Genomic DNA, 15,915 nt, shown 5'->3' with positions numbered 1-15,915 from the left:
CACCATCGTCGTTGACCAACGACCGCCGCGGCACCGACTGACTCCGATCAAACGAAAGCCGCCCCGGCATCAAAACCGGGGCGGCTTTCACCTGCCTATTGACAAACGATGCCTACATATCAGCTGTTCGCCCGGGCCGCGCCGACCGATAAGAGCCCTCGCGTCGGTCGGCCAACGACTCATGGGCGGCCCGCAGCGCGGCCATCGCCACATCCACCGGAGTCGCCAACATGATTCGAACATACAAGCGACCACCGACAAGCTCGTCGCCGCAATGTGGCCTGTGAGGCTAATTAATACCAAAGAGGCGCAAGGGAATTGACGACGCGACGGGTTATTCGGCCGGGCCGCGCTTACCGGTGAAATCGGCAAGGGCTTCCGCGTTCGCAGCGGCGCCCATCAACACCTTGAAGTGCTCGATCTCTCTGGCGGTTGCCGCGTTGATCCCGTCGCGCGTCGGCGCGATGATCGTCTGCTTCACCGCTGTCAGACTCGAAATCGGTCGAGAGGCAAGAATTTCGGCGTGTCGGCGGGCCTCTGACAACAGGTCGTCGGGCTCACAGACTTTCCACGCCAGCCCCATGCGGTACGCCTCGGTGGCATCCACCCACTCCGAGGACAACAGTAACCAGGCGGCGTTCTGACGGCCCATCAGCCGCGGCAGCAGATACGACGACGCGGCTTCGGGTGCCACACCAAGGCTGGTGAACGGGGTCTTCAGCCGTGCGGTCGATGACATGAACACAAGGTCGGCGTAGCCGAGGATGGTCGCGCCGATGCCGACTCCGACTCCGTTCACCGCGCAAATCAGCGGCTTGGAGAAGTCCGCTAGTGCGTCGATCATCGTCGAGAAGTGACTGCCCTGCTGATTGAACTCGGGATCGGTGATTCGCCTCTGCATTTCGTTGAGGTCGTTGCCCGCGCTGAACGCCCGCCCCGCACCGGTCAACAGCACTACGGCGACTTCCGGATCGGCTGCCGCCTCCCCCAGCGCAATCGCGGTGGCGTGGTACAGCTCTTCGTTGAACGCGTTGAGGACGTCGGGCCGATTGAGGGTTAGTGTCCGCACCCGCTGGTCGTCGGCAATCTCGAGAATCACGCCAGCAGCGTATGCGTTAACCGTTGCTGTACACCCGAGCGGGTGCGATAAGCACGACAGTGCGTCGCTGCTCCGCCATCACCCGGTCGTATTCGGCCCAATCGCTGTGTGTTCCACCAGCGGCCGTGAACACCTCGCGCAACAGCAGTCGAAGCTGCTCCGCATCGGTGAGCCACGCCTGTGAATCATCAGGGCCCACCAACTCGGCCCTACCCTCGACGGTGGCCCATTGCCATCCATTACGGAATGTCACGGCCAGTTGAGGACGCGCGCGTAGGTTGGCCAACTTGACCTTGCCGTACGTGACGAACCCCAGCGCGGGTTGTCCAGTGTCGGGATGCGGCAGCACACCGACATTGACCAGGGATGCCTGGACGGTGGCGTCGGCGCGGACGGTCGAGACCACCGCAAGGCCGCTGTCGTCGGCCGCCAAGGCAGACGCCTCTTCGAGTGTGGTCATCTCTATCACCCAATCCTGTTGTCGGCGACGAACGGCGTTCGATAGACGTAGCGGCTCGTCGGTACGGTGTCTATGTCGCGATTCGCACCGAATGCGGTGGTGCTGGCCACCATTCGCTCCATCCGGCGGCTGAGTTCGTCGTCGTCTGGAGCGCCGAAGAACGCGTGCAGGTCGGTGATCGCCGCTTCGGGGAAGAGTTCTTCGACGATCGCGTCGATCACCGGAGCGCTCGGCGTCAAGGCACGCACCACCGCGTTCTGGGTGTAGCCGAAGGTCGACTGCGTTTCGATCGCCACCGGTGTGTGGTTGATGTGCCACCGCTGCCGCCAAGTCGCATCGTCCAAGTCGGCCGGTCTGCGCAGTAGTGCAACGTTGGCGAAGCCATCCGTGCGCGCTCCTTCGGCCGTCGCCGGTGGCGGCAGCGGCACCGACTCGGTGACCAAATAGGCGGCCACGTGATCCGCTTCGGATTGCAGCCGCGTGAGCGCCGCAGTCACCGCCTCGCCGTAGGACTGATGCGCCCACACGGTGATGATCCCCACGACGGGCGGTTCGAGCGTTGTCAGCGTCATGAGCGAATTGCGCACGACGTCGTCGCGCACGTTGACCACTAGGCCTGGCAGTCCCAGCTCTAGTAGGTCGGCAACGACCTCAGTGCGCATCCTGGTGCACCATGCTTCGTCGGAATCGGGACGTTGCAGGGTGATGATGACTTTCTCCACGGGTCGAACCTAGCGCGTGGAGGTGGTCAGGCTTCCAGCCTCACGCGGATGCTCGCCAGACGCGCCTTGAGTTCCGCCTCGTCGATGACGCCCCTGGCCACCAGCGAATGCGCCAATGACATCAGCTGGTTCTCCGGGTAGGGCAGGTTGGCGTACACCGTGGCGGAGAGTTCGTCCTCCTCGTCGCGCCGCTGCTTGAAGTCGGGGATGTTCTCGTCACAGGAGGCTCGATCGAGCGCGTCGCACATGCCGTCAAGGCTCGTTTTCCACGGCGGCACCGGATTTTCCACACCCCACTTCGCGGCCATCCGTGACCAGACCTGGTCGCGTTCGACGATCTCGTCCAGCGGGGCGACGCGAGCAGACGCCGGATTCTGCGCTGCGCTCATCCGGCGTTGCCCGGGTGAATGGCCGGACGGGTGTCGACGATCATGTTGGTGGTGACGCCGGCCTTGGGCAGCGCCACGCCGATCAGGGTGTCGCGCGTGAGGATCTCGACAAGCTGATCCTCGGTCCAGTCCTCGGTGCCCTCAGGCTGAAGCGGCATGACCATGAAGCGGTGCTTCTGATTGGAATCCTGTACGTGGACTGTGATTTCGTCCGGCAGATAGAGTCCGAACTCAGCCAGTACCTGCCGCGGCCAGCGGACAAGGCGCCGACGGTAATTGGGTGTCCGGTACCACTCGGGCGAGTTGCCCAGGATCGGCCGCGGGTAGCACGAGCACAACGCACAGACGATCACGTTGTGCACCGTCGGTGTGTCCGCGAGGATCTGGAACGCGGTGAAGTCACTCGGTGTCCCCCACCCCGTTGGGTGCAACCAGTCCACACCGACTTCCTTGCTCGCTGTCATCGGTTCCGCGAGAGCGAGTTCCTTGAACTTCGGATCGAGCCACGCCTTTGCCACCAGACGGGCTGCCGGCGTAGGACCGATCTGCTCGGCGAACTCGGTCATGAGGCGGTGGTCCTCAGCGGTGAAGATGCCCTTCTCGATGCACAGCTCGCGCAGCGCGATCTCCAAGACTTCGAAGTCGGTGACCTCGTCGACCATCGGGGCGACGGTCCGGTCGTGGTCGTGGTCGTGGTCGTGATCGTGACCGTGGTCAGACAATGCCAATCCTTTCTCGGGCGCCTATTTGGCGGATTCGAGCCAGCGCTCGGGGATCTCGGTGGAGATGACGTCGTCAGCAGTTCCGGTGTAGCCGTACCAGAGCTCGGACATGTTGAACTTCACGACGTAGAACCACTCGGGTCGCACCGGACGGTCCCACGTCTCGTCTTCGGCGGCCGGGCTCTCATAGGCGACGGCCTCGATCTCGCCGGTCGCGCCGCGCACGTATTCCGGCGTGCGCGTGTAGAAGATCACCGGGAGTTCGCGCACCACCACCGGGTCGCCGACCTTGAACTTCGGCGGGTCGGCCTGCCCGGAATAGCATTGCGGATCGCCTTTCCCGGCCGCTTCCTCGGCATGCTCGTTGCGCTTGACGTGCGATCCGTCGCCCTCGGATTTCGGTTTGGCTTCCAGCGTCTTGCCGTCCAGCCCGCCCGCGTAACGCGCCTGGACCTCGGCCATCCGCTCGCTCAGCTCGCTCAGTCCGATGTGGTGTTTTTCCACAAGGACCCGCGCGACAGCGATCAGCCAACGGCCGTAGTACGGCAGCCCCAGATACTCCGCCCGCCCGACATCGACATTGCCGATCCGGCGTCGTTCCTCCGACAGCCAGATGCCACGCCAGCCAAGGACCTCGCAGATGACATACGTCATGTGCTCCCAGAGTTCGTACTGTTTGTTCTCGTACTTCATCGGCGCGTCCGGCTCGCCCCCGACGTCGTGGACCGGCTTGAGGTATGCCGTGATCCGACCGTGGTCCAACATGTCCGGGGTCGGCGCGTCGGGCAGTTCGGGATACGCCGACTTCAATCTGGACGTCAGTTCCAGTTGAGCCGCGCGCTCCGCTGCTGTGCTCATCGAGGGTCCCTTCGTCGGGCCGACACGCCGGCTCGCATTGCTGATGGGCGAATTTGAACGGCGGAATCTGGCGGTGTCCGGAGCAGCGGGCAGAATCCAGCAACGCCGTCGAATACGACAGCATTGATGGGCATCGGCACCTCCCGGCAGCTCTCTTGACCCGGGCCGAGTCTATCGGGCGACATGAATCTATACAGCCGAATCAAAGACGTACGGCACCGAAACGGCTGACGAATACGTAAGCGGGAGCGGGCTTGCCCAGTACCACAGGCAAACTGACGGCCGGGCAAACTACGGAGAGCGGCTATCCGAAAAGCGAAGCCGCTTAGTTGGTCGGGTGACTCGAGGCGAGTTCTAGCGTCGATCGAGGTCGGTGGCGTCAGAATGGGTGGATGGTCATGGGCAGTCGGGTCTTCGACGCTTTGCGACCGCCCACGCCGGACATCGGTGCGGTGGTTCGCAGCTTGCTCGGGGTGCTGGCCATGGCGATCCTCGCCATTGCGCTCGATACCGGTGCAGCCACGATGTGGGTGGCCGGTGCCGGGGTGGTGTGTGGTGCCATCGCGTTGCAGGACAGCCCCGGCGGACGCGTGCAACTCGTCGTCATCGTGGCGTTGCAGATGGGTGGCGCCGTCTTGGTCGGCTCGCTGACGTCGGCGTACAGCGTCCTTTTCATCATCGTCGTGGCGGTGTGGTGCCTGGCAGCCGGAATGCAGTGGGCGCTCGGGAAGAATGCGGGCCTCGTCGCTGCGGCAGGCAGCGCGCTACTGGTCGTTGCGCCGCAGGACGCACCATCGGTGACATCCGTCGCGCTGCCGACGCTCCTGACGATCGCCGCGGGCTGTGTGCAGGCGGCGCTGATCGCGGTCTGGCCGCCGCAACGCTGGCGAACGCAGGGCGATGCATTGGCATGGGCCTATCGGTCACTGGCCACCGATGCCCGGCGCATCGCCGCGGATTTCGACTCACCGCTGGAAGCGGCCCAACTGACCTGGCTGCGGGATGCGTTCGCCGACACCCAGGCCACCAGGCGGCCGGAGGCCTATCACGGCGGGCATCGGCTGCCCGAGCGGTTGATGGTGGCATTGCTCGCGCTGCGGGGAACCCAAGAAGGTGAGCGGGACCGCATTTCGCAGATGCTGAACGACGCGGCGGTCGCGCTCGATGCAATCGCCGAGAACAAGCACAACGCGCGACGCGAGGCCGAGCACGCCCTGGTCCGCGTCGACACTGCAGTGGCGACGCTGAATGGGCCGAAAGCAACAGCTGCACAACGGTTCTCGAAGCAACTGCAGGAGGCGGCCGAGTTCCGGTTCCCGGATCTGCTCCAACCTGACGTGATCAGCCCGCTGCGGACGGCCCTGACCGGAGTTCGGACACACTTGACCTGGGCGTCACCGATCCTGCGTCATGCCGTGCGGCTAGCGACGGCGGCGGCGCTGGCGACGGCCGCCGATCGGTTCGCCCCGATCGCACACGGCCACTGGATCGCACTGACGGTCCTTTTCGTCCTTCGCCCCGAGACGGCGCACACCTACACCCGCTGCGTCGGGCGCGTCGGGGGCCTGGCCGGTGGAATCCTCGTCGCGTCCCTGATCACCATGATCTGGGCGCCGACGGGTGTGACGGCCGCGGTGTTGACCGTGGCGTGTCTGGCCATCACGTACTGGGTGGAGCGGTTCGGCTACATCGCGGCAAGCGCGGGGGTCGCCGCGGCCGCGGTGTTCCTACTCGAAATCAGCGCCACCTCGGCGGGCGCAACGGTAGAAGACCGGCTGTTCTCGGTGGTGATCGGCGGCGGACTGGCGGTGATGGCCCACGTGATGTTGCCCGACCACGCGCTGACGCGGTTGCAGCAACGCGCCGGCGAACTGCTCAAGACCGAAATCGATTATGCGGCAACAGTGGTCAAAGCCTTCGTTCATGAACTCGATCATCCCGCCGATGCGATGTCGGCGGCGTGGCAGCGCGCCTTTCGCGCCCGCGCCGCATTCGAAGCAGCGTCCGGCGCAGCACGGATGGACTCGCGGGAGTTGCGGCGGTGGCTGAGGTCCTACCGGACCGCACTCAACGCGGTCACCAGCGCGTGCACGTCGCTGGAACGCAGCCTGCCGACACAATCGCCCGCCACGCTCACCCCCGATTTCATCGCGGCGGTCGACGACTACGTCGAAGCGTTGCGGGGGGCTCCGCCGAATCCGGCACTGCCCTGGACGGTCGACGTCGCCGCGTTGACGGCGGCGGACAAGCTGGTGCGGGCGCAGGCGGGGCCGTTGCCAGGCGACAACGGTGCGGCGCGGGTACTGATCTCCGAGATCGCGGCCATCACGCGCAGCCTCACCGGGATCGTCCCTAGCCGCGAGCCCACTTCGGCTGGATGAAGACACCCTCCGCCTCGACGGTGATGCCTTCGTCGTCCGCGAGATGGCCGGCTGCGTAGGCCTTGAATCCGTCGGTGCGGGTGATTCTTGCCTCGGCATGCAGCTCTCCCAGCCGGGTGGGTCGCAGATAGCGCAGCGTGATGGTGCCGGTGAAGCGCGGCGTCTCTTCGCTGGCCGCCATTTCTCCGAGCACATGATCGAGGACCAACGCGGAGACACCCCCGTGCACGTGGCCCGGCGGACCTTCGTATGCCGCACCCAGATGGAAGTCGGTGAACACCCGGCCGTCGATGTCGCGCTGGATCCGCAGCGGCGGTGCGATCGGATTGCGGATCCCGATCACCGGGTTCCCCCACGCCAAACGATCCCCACCGGTGGTGAAGCGCACCCCGAACGGCCCGTCGCACTGCTCGGACCGCAACCGTGCTGTCGCCGCGTCGATCTCGGATTTCACCGCCGCCACTTCGTCGGCGTCGACCTCGGTACGGATCGTGGCATCGATGAGCTCGCGGACCGACTCGGCGAGTGCACCGTAGACGGTGCGCATGCGGTCGACCTCCGCGGCGGAGACGTCTCCGATATCGGTGTACTGCACCATCTGTGCACTAGAACACGTTCTAGTGGAGGTTGTCGAATCAGCCCCGTACCAGATCGTTGAGGCTCGCGCGCGCGGCGGCGTCGCGGCGGCCTCGTTCGAGTTCGATCAGTGCGCATTCTGCGGTGGCCGCGACCCAGAGTCGCGCCGCCTGGCGGGGATGGGCCCAACCGAGCGCGGTGAAATCGGCCGCCACGACCTCGACATTCATCCGATTGCGCCGCGTCACCTCGTCAGCGATCGGGAGATGACCGCGCGCTTCCAGAAGCAACGCCTTGACACCGCGATCGCGCAGGCAGGCGTCGAGGTAGGTACGCGCGGCGACGCCAAGTCGGTCCCTACCCGGTTTCAGGTCGCCGATGGCAGCCGTGACCTCTTCGAACAGCACGTCGTGGAATCGACGGTGCAGGGCGACCAGATAGGACACCCGATCCGGAAAGTGGTGGAAGAACGTGCCTTTCGACACTCCTGCAGCGGCGACAACGGCGTTGACACTCAGACCCTCGAGTCCGAGTTCCTCGGCGAGCACCAAGCCGGTCTCTATCAATTTGGTGCGTGTCTGCTGGGCCGCGGCCACCCGCTTGTTGGCTACCTCCACCGTGCCTCCCTTGCCAGAACGTCGGCTCGAGCATACGGTGTATTTGACCGACCGACCGGTCAATGAAGGGATCGCGATGCCCACACTGCTGACCAGGCTGGGAACCGTGTCCTACACCGACGAGGGTTCGGGCCCGACGATTCTCTTGTTGCACGCCGCTCTGCACGACCACACCGATTTCGACTCCGTGCGCGCCGAACTCGCGCAGGGACGCCGCGTACTCACTCTCGACTGGCCGGGACATGGCGCCTCTCCACTACCATCGGTACCCCTGCGCGCCGTTCAATTCGGCGATCTGTTGGTTGAATTCGCCGAACTGCTCGACCTACACAATCTTGTCGTCGTCGGGAACTCCGTCGGCGGATACGCGGCGTGCCGGCTCGCGCTCGAACGGCAGGAGCGGGTTTCGGGCGTCGTTCTTGTCAATACGGGAGGTTTCACACCGCATAGCGTGTTCACCCGCGTCATGTGCGCCGTGATGGGGCGGCCCGTCGTGGTCAGGGCGGTGTTCGGAGCCTTCGTCCGCGCGTACATGCAGCCCAAGACCTCCACCGACGAAGCCATCGTGCGTCGCGTCGTGGGCCGCGCCAGAACCGCGGAGGGCGCGAAAATTGCTGCCGCACTGTGGAAGAGCTTCACCGATCCCGGGCACGACCTTCGGATGCGAGCCTCCCGGATCGCCGCACCCGTGCTGATCACCTGGGGCGCCAAGGATCCGACGGCCCCGATGCGCTGGGGCAGGGAGCTGGCCGAGTCCATTGAAGGCTCGACGCTCGAGGCGTTTGGAACCGGACACGTCGTGTTCTCGTCCGAGCCGGCGGCCTGGCTCGACACCGTGCTGCCGTTCGTGGATGCCACACACGGGGTCCGGCAGGGCGTCACCCGCCCACTGTGAGCCTGCCGGCGGCAGAGCCGAAGCCGCGCCAGGTGTGTCGATTGCCGGCACGGCTCAGCAGGGGCGCCAACGTCGACGCCGGCGCGACGCTGTGGTGGTGAGGTCGGGCACCCGCCGACAACGAAGCGAACCGGACGATAAGTTCCTACGATTGACCGCCATGACCGCGCCACGGATCGACGACGCGCGCAGGGCGCTGCCTGCGACGCTGGTGGAAGTCGCCGAACACCGCCTGCGCGAGGCCATCCTCAGCGGCGCGCTACAGCCCGGTCAGAAGGTCGTCGAAGAGCAACTCTGCGCCGACCTCGGAATCAGCAGAGCACCGCTGCGGGAGGCGTTGCGGTTACTTGCTCAACAGGGTCTGGTCGAACGTTTCCCGCGCCGGGGTTCACGCGTCGCGGAGTGGTCGTCGGAGGACATCCTGCAACTCTTCGCGCTACGCCACGTGCTGGAATGCCACGCGATCGAGTCGGCGCTACCGCTGGCGGATGTTGACACGTCTCTGCAATCGGTGCGGTCGGCCTTGGACGCGATGCGCGCCGCCACCGACGACCTTGGCCGCGACGATGCGCATCGTCTATTCCATGCCGCCGTGGTAGGACTCGCAGGCAACCGCCAACTCGACATCGCGCTCGAGCCCATCTTGCTGAAACTGCAGTTGCCGATGGCGATGAACATCCGTGCCGAGGCGCGCCACCGCAGCGCACATGAGGGCATCGATCGGCATCAGGCGATTCTGACGGCACTCGCGACCAACGATCAGTCGGTGGTCATCGCCGCGCTGAATGAGCATGGCCATCTCGACTATCTCGACCCGCGACTGCAGCGCTGACAAGATCGCTAACAAGAACGACACACACCCGACCCGCGATCGCCATCATTCTGTCGACAATCGACAGATATGGCTGCTGACGCGCACGGACCGTGCATCGGACCTTCCGTGGCCGAGATCCTGGAATCGCATGCAGCCGGGACCGGTTCACCGACCAAGACTGCGGCACGGGTTGCCGATGCCATTGCGGCTCGTGGTGACGACGGCACCTGGCTGTCCACAGTCCCGCGCGAACAGTTACTCGCGGCAGCCGAAGAGATCGAGACCCGTCCTGGTGCAAGGACTTTGCCGCTCTACGGTGTGCCGTTCGGCGTCAAGGACAGCATCGACGTGGAGGGCGTCGTCACGACCTTGGCGTGCCCCGATTACGCCTACGTCGCGACGGCGACCGCGCCGGTGGTGCAGAAGCTGCTCGAGGCCGGCGCGCTGTACGTCGGCAAGACCAGCCTGGACCAGTTCGCCACGGGACTGAACGGCACCCGTACCCCATACCGAATTCCGCGCAGCGTCTACGGCCGCGACTTGATCTGCGGCGGATCGAGTTCGGGTTCGGCACTTGCGGTGGCGCTGGGGCAGGTTCCGTTCGCAGTGGCCACCGACACCGCCGGGTCGGGACGTGTCCCCGCGGCACTCAACGGAGTCGTCGGTTTCAAGCCGTCGCGCGGTCTGATCAGCACGGTCGGCCTCGTCCCTGCCTGCAAATCGCTGGACTGCATCAGCGTGATGGCAGGCTCGATCGACGACGTCGACCGCGTCTTCAATGTGATGGTTGGCCGCGATGACGCCGACGCCTGGACGCGAGACCGCGGACCGCGTTACGGCGGAGACCCGATCCGGGTGGGCCTGCCTCCCGTCGAGGAACTGGAGTTCTTCGGCGACACCGTGATGCGGGACGCGCACATCGCGTTTCGTGCGCAGGCGTCTCGGGTCTGCACCGTGGTCGACGTGTCCCTTGAACCGTTTCTAGCAGCCGGCTCGCTGCTGTACCAGGGCCCATGGGTTGCCGAACGCCTCGTGGAGTTCGGTGATTTCCTTGCCGCGCGACCGGATTCCATACATCCGGTCGTGCGGGAGATCCTGCGGGGCGGTCAGAGGTACACGGCGGTCGACACCTTCGCGGCACTGCAACGACTGGCCGAACTCAAGGCATCGGCGGCGCGGCTGTGGCAGTCGATGGATGTGCTGGTGGTGCCCACCGTCGGAACCACGTTCACCGTATCCGAGGTGCTCGCGGCGCCGATCGACTGCAATACGATGCTCGGCCACTACACCCATTTCGGAAATCTGCTCGACCTACTCGGCGTCGCAATTCCGTTGGGCACCACACCGGACGGCCGTCCCTACAGTGCGATGCTGCTTGGCGCCGCCCTGACCGATGACACCGTTCTGCAATTCGCGGCGAACCTGCTCGACGAACCACGCGAACCGTCATTCCCGGAATCCGTACAACCCGCCGCCGTCGAGGAGCACATATGAACAAGCGCATCGAAGTCACGGCGGAACCTTCGCCGTTCACGCTCGTCGCAGGCAAGACTGCGCTGATAGTCATCGACATGCAGCGGGATTTCCTGCTGCCGGGCGGTTTCGGCGAGAGCCTTGGCAACGACGTCAGCCGGCTATTGAAGGTCGTCCCTCCGTTGGCGACCTTGATCGCCGCGGCGCGCGCAGCGGGAATCATGGTGATCCACACCCGCGAAGGCCATCGGCCCGACCTTTCGGACTGCCCGCCGGCCAAGCTGAATCGCGGAGCACCGTCGCAACGGATCGGCGATCCGGGCAAGTACGGACGCATCCTGATCCGCGGCGAGTACGGGCACGACATCGTCGACGAACTTGCGCCCATCGACGGTGAGGTCGTCATCGACAAGCCGGGTAAGGGCGCCTTCTACGCCACCGAACTCCAGGACGTGCTCGCCGCAGCGGGTGTCACGCAATTGCTGATCACCGGGGTCACCACCGAGGTCTGCGTGCATACCACCACCCGTGAGGCCAACGACCGCGGCTATGAGTGCTTGGTCGTATCCGATTGTGTGGGTTCATATTTCCCCGAGTTCCACCGCGTGGGCCTGGAGATGGTCAAGGCCCAGGGCGGCATCTTCGGCTGGGTTGCCGACGTAGCCGCCGTTGTCCCCGCGTTGCAGACACTGACCGCCACGGCCGCCTGAAGGGAACTGCCATGAGCACCGACGTCACCAATTCACCCGCCGACCCATCGGTGGACCCGCCCGCACCTGGTGCACCCGCTCCCGCGATCCCGTGGTGGACACGCGGTGACCTCAACGCATTCTTCGGACTCGGTTTCAACATCCTGGTCAATGTTCTGACACTGACAGTGCTGATGATCGGAGTCATCGCCGTGCCGGCAAGCGATGTGCTCGGCACGGTGCTGCCCGCGCTTGGCGTTGCGTTGATACTCGGAAACCTGTACTACACATTCCTGGCGCGCCGACTCGCCCGGCGGGAGAACAGAACCGACGTCACAGCGCTGCCCTACGGGCCCAGCGTGCCGCACATGTTCATCGTGATCTTCGTCGTCATGCTGCCGGTGTACCTGAACACCGACGACCCGATACAGGCCTGGCAGGCCGGCTTGGCATGGGCCTTCCTCATCGGCGTCATCGTCATGATCGGCGCGTTCGTCGGCCCCTACATCCGCAAGTTGACGCCTCGCGCGGCAATGCTCGGCACGCTGGCCGGGATCTCCATCACCTTCATCTCGATGCGACCCGCCGCACAGATGTGGGAGGTGGCCTGGATCGGTTTACCGGTGCTGGCCATCATCCTGATCGGGTTCTTCACCAACGTGAAGCTGCCCGGCAACATCCCGGTCGGTCTGGTGGCACTGCTGGTGGGAACCGCGATCGGGTGGGCGGGCGGCTACATGTCGGCACCCGATGTCGGACAGGCGGTTTCAGACATCGCCATCGGGATACCGGACCTGCGAATCGACATGCTGCTCAGGGGTCTGGCCGACCTCGCTCCCCTGCTGGGCACCGCCATTCCGCTGGGGGTCTACAACTTCACCGAAGCGATGAGCAATGTCGAGAGCGCCGCGGCGGCGGGCGACAACTTCAACCTGCGCAGCGTGCTGCTGGCTGACGGCGCCGGCGCAGTCATCGGCTCAGCGTTCGGTTCACCTTTCCCGCCGGCGGTGTACATCGGCCACCCGGGATGGAAGGACGCCGGCGGCCGGGCCGGCTATTCCCTTGCCAGCGGCGTAGTGATCGGAATCCTATGCTTCGTCGGGCTTTTCGGTGTGCTGGATGCGCTGCTGCCCGTTCCCGCGATCGTGCCGATCCTGCTCTACATCGGCCTTCTGATCGGCGCGCAGGCCTTTCAGGCGGTACCTCGGCTGCATGCCATCGCAGTGGTCGCCGCGATTCTGCCCAACCTCGCCCAGTGGGCCCATGGCCTCATCGACAACGCATTGAACGCGGCGGGTACCTCGGCGGCCGAGGTGGGCATGGAAGCACTCAACGGTGCGGGCGTGGTCTACGAGGGGCTCAAGACCCTCGGTGAGGGCGCGGTGCTCGTCGGCCTGATTCTGGGCACGATGGTGACGTTCATCCTCGAGAAGAAGTTCTTCTACGCCGCCATCGCCTCAGCCGTCGGCGCGGTGCTCTCGTTCATCGGGCTCATCCACGCACCTGAGGTGGCGTGGGCGGCCAGCCCGGCAGTCGCGCTGGGTTATGTGTTCTTCGGAGTCGTCTGCGTCGCGTATGCATTCCTGCCCGGCGCCAAGGACCCGGTCGAGGTCGACGAAACGGACATAGTGGCGGGCCACTGAAACGGACATCGTCGCGGGCCAGTGACCCGCGACGATGTCGCGTCCGGCTACTCCGCAGGCAGATTCGCCTCTATGGCAGCGGCCTGCTTCGTGGCGATGTCGGTGGCGACCTCCGGCGGAACCGGGTCACCGGGCTCGCTCTCGAAGTTCAGCGACACCAGCGCCCTGTCCTGGGTGAACAGGATGACGGTGACCTCCTTGCTGCCGTCGGGTGATGTACCCACGGCCATCACGCCGTTGGTACCGACCTCCAGTGGCTCCGGTGGACCGGTGACCACGGTGTTGAGCGTGGCCGTGTTGCTCTGGAAATTCGAGTCGGCGGCAGCGACGTCCGGGAAGACCAGGATCGTGTCGATGATCTGCTGCTTGCCGTCCGGACTTGCATACACCTGGGCCGCACCGGGATTGCCGCCCGGGTTCAACTGGATACCGCCCGGAGTCTGGGTGTCGCCACCCATATCGGCGGGGGGAAGGAGAAGTGTGCCGTAGTCGGTCGGCTCTGCGGGTGCGCTGGTCTCCTCCGCGGTGCTCTCCGCCGTGGCCTCCGATGAGGTTTCCTCGGCGGATGTGCTCGATGAGGTGGCCGACGTCGACTCGGACGTGGAGTCTTCGCTCTTGCTGCAGCCGGCAGCGGTGACCCCGACGACCAGAGCCGCCACCGCCAAACTCGTAACGGATAAGCGCGCGATATCCATGATTTCCTCTCCAAGAGTGCATCGGGCCATAGTCGGACCGGCGGATATACATCTACATCACCGTCAATAGCTTTGGTGTCGTTTGTGCAATCAAGATCGGCGTGTCGCGCCCCGGGACACGCGGCCGACACCGGGCGGTGATGCGTGCCTTCGGCCTCCCGTTTTGCCCGCCGCTGAATTATCGTGCGAGCCATGACGGTAGCCAGCCCCGGCGCGACCGATACGTATTACGACCTCGGCTCCTACCACCGGTCGGTCGAGTCCCCGTCGCCGCTGGCGCAGGTGTGGTGCGACCGCGGGCTGATCTGGTCCTATGCGTTCAACCACGAGGAAGCCATTCGGTGTTTCGACCGTGCCCTGGAGCTCGACCAAGATCTGGCGATCGCGCGATGGGGCGTGGCCTATGCGATCGGACCGAACTACAACAAGGCCTGGGAGGCGTTCGACCCGGTCGACCTGGGGGCCGCGTTGGCCCGCGCACGGATGGAACTGCAGCTGGCCACGACGGGTCGCGCGTCAGCGGTTGAACGAAGACTGATCGAGGCGCTGCAGACCCGCTTCCCCACCGATGATCCGAACGACGCCGACGCCCTGCAGGCTGGCTCCGGGGCATACGCCGACGCAATGACAGAGTTGGCGACCGCATATCCCGACGACATCGACGTGCAGACGCTGGCCGCCGACGCACTGATCAACCTGACGGCGTGGGCATTGTGGGACACCAGGACCGGTGAGCCCGCCCCCGGCTCACGGGTGATCGAGGCCAAACGCATTCTCGACGACGCTTTGGCCACGCCCGCGGGCCGCGAGCACCCCGGGATCCTGCACCTCTACGTACACATGATGGAGATGTCGGGCAGCCCGCAGGACGCTCTTGCCGCCGCGGACCTGCTGCGAGATCTCGTGCCCGATGCGGGACATCTGCGGCACATGCCCAGCCACATCGATGTGTTGTGTGGCAACTACCGCGATTCGGTGGTCGCGAATCTCGCAGCGGTAGAGGTGGATCGACGATTCGTCGACCGCGAGGGACCCCTGAATTTCTACTCGCTCTACCGCGCACACAACCTGCACTTCGTGGTGTACTCCGCGATGTTCGAGGGCAATTCGCGGACCGCTCTGGATGCCGCGGCCGAACTCGCCGGTCAACTCACACCTGAACTGCTGGTCATCGAGTCGCCACCGATGGCCGACTGGTTAGAGGCATTCGTGCCGTTGCGGACACACGTGCTCGTCCGGTTCGGACGGTGGGACGATCTGATCGCGGCGCCGCTGCCCGACAATCCCGCGTTGTACTGCAGCACCGCCGCCACGATCCACTACGGCCGTGGCGTCGCACACGCCGCAAAGGGCCAATTGACGCAGGCGCACGCCGAACGCGCGGCTTTCGCCGCGGCGTACGCGCGCATCCCGGAAACCCGGTACCTGTTCAACAACACCGTCCTCGACATCCTCGCGGTGGCCGCCGAGATGCTGGACGGCGAAATCGCCTACCGGGAAGGCAGATTCGATAAGGCGTTCGCCCATTTGAGACGAGCCATCGAACTCGACGACTCACTTCCCTACGATGAGCCGTGGGGCTGGATGCAACCGACCAGGCACGCCTACGGTGCGCTGCTGCTCGAACAAGGCCGCGTCGAGGAGGCCGCCGAGGTGTATGCCGCCGACCTCGGCCTCGATCCCGAATTGGCCAGGCCGTGTCAGCATCCGGGCAATGTGTGGAGCCTGCACGGCTATCACGAATGCCTGCAACGCCTCGGACGCACAGCCGAGGCGGCGATCATCGGCCAACAACTCGACTTGATGCTGGCACGAGTCGATGTGCCGATTCAGGCGTCGTGTGCATGCCGGCTAGCGATCACGGGCGCCTGACACCATCCCG

General features: G+C 65.2%; 16 protein-coding genes. 7 read left to right on the top strand and 9 right to left on the bottom strand.

Going from position 1 to position 15,915, the window contains the following annotated elements; genetic code table 11:
• Positions 1 to 334: 334 nt before the first annotated feature.
• From CSQ99_RS26245 to CSQ99_RS26220, 6 genes are all read right to left on the bottom strand, one after another.
• Positions 335 to 1,099, bottom strand: coding sequence for an enoyl-CoA hydratase/isomerase family protein (locus CSQ99_RS26245; protein WP_099041925.1), 765 nt, complete (start codon positions 1,097 to 1,099; stop codon positions 335 to 337).
• Positions 1,100 to 1,115: 16 nt separating this feature from the next.
• Positions 1,116 to 1,559 (bottom strand): TIGR03618 family F420-dependent PPOX class oxidoreductase, encoded by a 444-nt coding sequence (locus CSQ99_RS26240; protein WP_099041924.1) that lies wholly within the window; start codon positions 1,557 to 1,559, stop codon positions 1,116 to 1,118.
• Positions 1,560 to 1,564: 5 nt separating this feature from the next.
• The gene (locus tag CSQ99_RS26235) at positions 1,565 to 2,281 is read right to left on the bottom strand and encodes an EthD domain-containing protein (RefSeq protein WP_099041923.1); all 717 of its coding nucleotides are present in this window, start codon (positions 2,279 to 2,281) and stop codon (positions 1,565 to 1,567) included.
• 26 nt (positions 2,282 to 2,307) lie between these two features.
• Complete coding sequence (locus tag CSQ99_RS26230; protein ID WP_099041922.1) at positions 2,308 to 2,670, bottom strand: thiocyanate hydrolase; 363 nt, start codon at positions 2,668 to 2,670, stop codon at positions 2,308 to 2,310.
• Positions 2,667 to 3,332: a thiocyanate hydrolase subunit gamma gene (scnC, locus tag CSQ99_RS26225; protein WP_099041935.1), complete on the bottom strand. Its 666-nt coding sequence runs from the start codon at positions 3,330 to 3,332 to the stop codon at positions 2,667 to 2,669. Before scnC ends, CSQ99_RS26230 begins: the two co-directional genes overlap by 4 nt.
• An 81-nt stretch (positions 3,333 to 3,413) precedes the next feature.
• Positions 3,414 to 4,250, bottom strand: a complete 837-nt coding sequence (locus CSQ99_RS26220) for an SH3-like domain-containing protein (RefSeq protein WP_099041921.1) — start codon at positions 4,248 to 4,250, stop codon at positions 3,414 to 3,416.
• Between the two features lie 392 nt (positions 4,251 to 4,642).
• Here CSQ99_RS26220 and CSQ99_RS26215 point away from each other — a divergent pair, with 392 nt between their 5' ends.
• Positions 4,643 to 6,631, top strand: coding sequence for an FUSC family protein (locus tag CSQ99_RS26215; protein WP_099041920.1), 1,989 nt, complete (start codon positions 4,643 to 4,645; stop codon positions 6,629 to 6,631).
• Here CSQ99_RS26215 and CSQ99_RS26210 read toward each other — a convergent pair.
• Together CSQ99_RS26210 and CSQ99_RS26205 are read right to left on the bottom strand one after the other, a co-directional pair.
• The gene (locus CSQ99_RS26210) at positions 6,603 to 7,229 is read right to left on the bottom strand and encodes a PaaI family thioesterase (protein WP_099041919.1); all 627 of its coding nucleotides are present in this window, start codon (positions 7,227 to 7,229) and stop codon (positions 6,603 to 6,605) included. The genes CSQ99_RS26215 and CSQ99_RS26210 overlap by 29 nt on opposite strands.
• A 37-nt stretch (positions 7,230 to 7,266) precedes the next feature.
• Positions 7,267 to 7,824: a TetR/AcrR family transcriptional regulator gene (locus tag CSQ99_RS26205; protein ID WP_099041918.1), complete on the bottom strand. Its 558-nt coding sequence runs from the start codon at positions 7,822 to 7,824 to the stop codon at positions 7,267 to 7,269.
• A gap of 76 nt (positions 7,825 to 7,900) precedes the next feature.
• Here CSQ99_RS26205 and CSQ99_RS26200 point away from each other — a divergent pair, with 76 nt between their 5' ends.
• The 5 genes from CSQ99_RS26200 to CSQ99_RS26180 all read left to right on the top strand — a co-directional run bounded on the left by CSQ99_RS26200 (position 7,901) and on the right by CSQ99_RS26180 (position 13,338).
• A complete protein-coding gene (locus tag CSQ99_RS26200) occupies positions 7,901 to 8,719 on the top strand; it encodes an alpha/beta fold hydrolase (RefSeq protein ID WP_099041934.1) in 819 nt (272 codons plus the stop codon).
• 160 nt (positions 8,720 to 8,879) lie between these two features.
• The gene (locus CSQ99_RS26195; RefSeq protein WP_099041933.1) at positions 8,880 to 9,551 is read left to right on the top strand and encodes a GntR family transcriptional regulator; all 672 of its coding nucleotides are present in this window, start codon (positions 8,880 to 8,882) and stop codon (positions 9,549 to 9,551) included.
• A 69-nt stretch (positions 9,552 to 9,620) separates the two neighbouring features.
• Complete coding sequence (locus tag CSQ99_RS26190) at positions 9,621 to 11,027, top strand: allophanate hydrolase (protein ID WP_099041917.1); 1,407 nt, start codon at positions 9,621 to 9,623, stop codon at positions 11,025 to 11,027.
• On the top strand, positions 11,024 to 11,716 hold the full coding sequence (locus CSQ99_RS26185) for a cysteine hydrolase family protein (RefSeq protein WP_099041916.1): 693 nt from the start codon (positions 11,024 to 11,026) through the stop codon (positions 11,714 to 11,716). The genes CSQ99_RS26190 and CSQ99_RS26185 overlap by 4 nt, the downstream gene beginning before the upstream one ends.
• Before the next feature lie 11 nt (positions 11,717 to 11,727).
• On the top strand, positions 11,728 to 13,338 hold the full coding sequence (locus tag CSQ99_RS26180) for a SulP family inorganic anion transporter (RefSeq protein WP_099041915.1): 1,611 nt from the start codon (positions 11,728 to 11,730) through the stop codon (positions 13,336 to 13,338).
• A 47-nt stretch (positions 13,339 to 13,385) separates the two neighbouring features.
• Here CSQ99_RS26180 and CSQ99_RS26175 read toward each other — a convergent pair whose 3' ends face one another.
• Positions 13,386 to 14,033, bottom strand: a complete 648-nt coding sequence (locus CSQ99_RS26175) for a hypothetical protein (protein WP_099041914.1) — start codon at positions 14,031 to 14,033, stop codon at positions 13,386 to 13,388.
• 192 nt (positions 14,034 to 14,225) lie between these two features.
• On the opposite strand from CSQ99_RS26175, the gene CSQ99_RS26170 reads away from it, so the two are divergent.
• The gene (locus tag CSQ99_RS26170; RefSeq protein ID WP_099041913.1) at positions 14,226 to 15,905 is read left to right on the top strand and encodes a tetratricopeptide repeat protein; all 1,680 of its coding nucleotides are present in this window, start codon (positions 14,226 to 14,228) and stop codon (positions 15,903 to 15,905) included.
• Positions 15,906 to 15,915 lie beyond the last annotated feature (10 nt).

It is taken from the genome of Mycobacterium neglectum, from assembly GCF_002591975.1.
GTDB lineage: Bacteria > Actinomycetota > Actinomycetes > Mycobacteriales > Mycobacteriaceae > Mycobacterium > Mycobacterium neglectum.
This window is presented reverse-complemented; position numbering and strand designations above follow the sequence as displayed.

Coding starts and splice junctions, on each gene's coding strand:
- CSQ99_RS26240 (WP_099041924.1), bottom strand. CDS start 1,559: ATGACCACACTCGAAGAGGCGTCTGCCTTGGCGGCCGACGACAGCGGC.
- CSQ99_RS26230 (WP_099041922.1), bottom strand. CDS start 2,670: ATGAGCGCAGCGCAGAATCCGGCGTCTGCTCGCGTCGCCCCGCTGGAC.
- scnC (WP_099041935.1), bottom strand. CDS start 3,332: ATGGTCGACGAGGTCACCGACTTCGAAGTCTTGGAGATCGCGCTGCGC.
- CSQ99_RS26220 (WP_099041921.1), bottom strand. CDS start 4,250: ATGAGCACAGCAGCGGAGCGCGCGGCTCAACTGGAACTGACGTCCAGA.
- CSQ99_RS26215 (WP_099041920.1), top strand. CDS start 4,643: ATGGTCATGGGCAGTCGGGTCTTCGACGCTTTGCGACCGCCCACGCCG.
- CSQ99_RS26210 (WP_099041919.1), bottom strand. CDS start 7,229: ATGGTGCAGTACACCGATATCGGAGACGTCTCCGCCGCGGAGGTCGAC.
- CSQ99_RS26200 (WP_099041934.1), top strand. CDS start 7,901: ATGCCCACACTGCTGACCAGGCTGGGAACCGTGTCCTACACCGACGAG.
- CSQ99_RS26195 (WP_099041933.1), top strand. CDS start 8,880: ATGACCGCGCCACGGATCGACGACGCGCGCAGGGCGCTGCCTGCGACG.
- CSQ99_RS26190 (WP_099041917.1), top strand. CDS start 9,621: ATGGCTGCTGACGCGCACGGACCGTGCATCGGACCTTCCGTGGCCGAG.
- CSQ99_RS26185 (WP_099041916.1), top strand. CDS start 11,024: ATGAACAAGCGCATCGAAGTCACGGCGGAACCTTCGCCGTTCACGCTC.
- CSQ99_RS26180 (WP_099041915.1), top strand. CDS start 11,728: ATGAGCACCGACGTCACCAATTCACCCGCCGACCCATCGGTGGACCCG.
- CSQ99_RS26175 (WP_099041914.1), bottom strand. CDS start 14,033: ATGGATATCGCGCGCTTATCCGTTACGAGTTTGGCGGTGGCGGCTCTG.
- CSQ99_RS26170 (WP_099041913.1), top strand. CDS start 14,226: ATGACGGTAGCCAGCCCCGGCGCGACCGATACGTATTACGACCTCGGC.